At 74.1% G+C, this 1,474-nt stretch carries 1 protein-coding gene; it reads left to right on the top strand.

Annotated elements, in window-relative coordinates:
• Window positions 1-115 precede the first annotated feature (115 nt).
• Window positions 116-964 (top strand): AfsR/SARP family transcriptional regulator, encoded by an 849-nt coding sequence (locus tag IEY93_RS03070; protein WP_189161402.1) that lies wholly within the window; start codon window positions 116-118, stop codon window positions 962-964.
• Window positions 965-1,474: the final 510 nt, after the last annotated feature.

The following is a 1,474-nucleotide window of genomic DNA, read 5'->3' as shown; positions in this document are numbered from 1 at the left end:
ATGGTCGCGAACTCGATGTTGTGGGCGGCCACCCTGGGTGTGATGTTCCTGGTCACCCACAGCGCGTTCCTGGTGAACGCCGCCCCGTAGTGACGGCGAAACGGAAGGGAAGGCAATGGAGGTCCGCTTACTCGGCCCGGTCGAGGTGACGGCCGGCGACCGGTGCGTCCCCCTGGGACCGCCCCAGCGACGCACGGTGCTGGCCGCCCTGGCGCTCGACGCCGGCCACCCCGTCTCGCTCCGGACACTGATCGAACGTGTCTGGGATCTGCCACCGGACGGAGCGACGGACTCGCTGTACGCCCACATCGCGCGGCTGCGGCAGGCGCTGTCGCCCACCGGGGCCCGCATCGAGCGCCGTGGCGGCGGCTACGTGCTGGAGGTCGACCCCGACCGGGTGGACGCGCTCCGGTTGCGCCGCCTCGTCAAGCAGGCACAGGCCCACGCCGGTGACGATCTCACCCGGGTCACGCTGCTCGGCGAGGCGATGGAGCTGTGGCACGGGGCACCGCTGACCGGGATCCCCGGCGACTGGGCCGCGAGGATGCGCTACGGCATCGAGCAGCAGTTCGTCGGCGCCGTCGTCACCTGGGGGCAGGCACACCTGCGGATGGGACGGCCGGACCTGGTCGTCACCGAGCTCACTCCGCTGGTTCCCCGCCATCCGCTCGCCGAGCCGCTCGCCGGCCTGCTGATGCGCGGCCTGTGCGCCCTGGAGCGCACGGCGGAGGCGGTGGCCCTGTACGCCCGCCTGCGCGGGTACCTCGCCGACCAGCTCGGCATCGAGCCGGGACCGGAGCTGCGCGCGCTGCACCAGGGCATCCTGCGCGGCGGCCTCGACCCGCTGCCCAGGACGGCGCGCACCGCCGCGGTGCGCGACCTCCGCGAGCTGCGCGACCTGCGGGAGTTCCACGGCCCGCGCGAGCGCAGAGAACTCCACCTCGCCGAGGCCATCGGCTCCTGACCGGAAAGGACCACACCAGACCCCCACGTCCAAGGGATCGCAAGACCGGCCGGGCCGCCCAAGCGGCCCGGCCGCCGTCATGTCCGCCTCGTCCCGCCTCCCTCGTCCTGTCCGAGGCTCGCCCGCATCCAGGTCAGGCTCCGCCGTACCACGCCACTGCGGGGTATGGCGGTCACCCGTCGCCGCCCTGGCCAGGCCGATGGATGCGCCACCCCGCGCCGCCTTGTACGAGCAGGCCGGACGGTGGCCCTTCCCCTTGTGCGCCGTGGCATGGCGAAGCCCCGGACGTGTTCCGCGGGTGCGGGCGTCCGGGGCGGGTTCGGCCGGCCACCGTGCTCGTCCTGTCCGCGGCTCGCGCGCGTCCATGTCAGGCTCCGCTGTACCACGCCGCTGCGGGCGTGGCGGTCCCCCCGTGGCCGCCCTGGCCCAGGCTGATGGATGCGCCACCCCGCGCCGCCTTGTACGAGCAGGCCGGACGGTGGCCCTTCCCCTTGTGCGCCGTGGCATGGC

It is taken from the genome of Sphaerisporangium melleum (assembly GCF_014646695.1).
Taxonomy (GTDB): Bacteria; Actinomycetota; Actinomycetes; order Streptosporangiales; family Streptosporangiaceae; genus Sphaerisporangium; species Sphaerisporangium melleum.
This window is presented reverse-complemented; position numbering and strand designations above follow the sequence as displayed.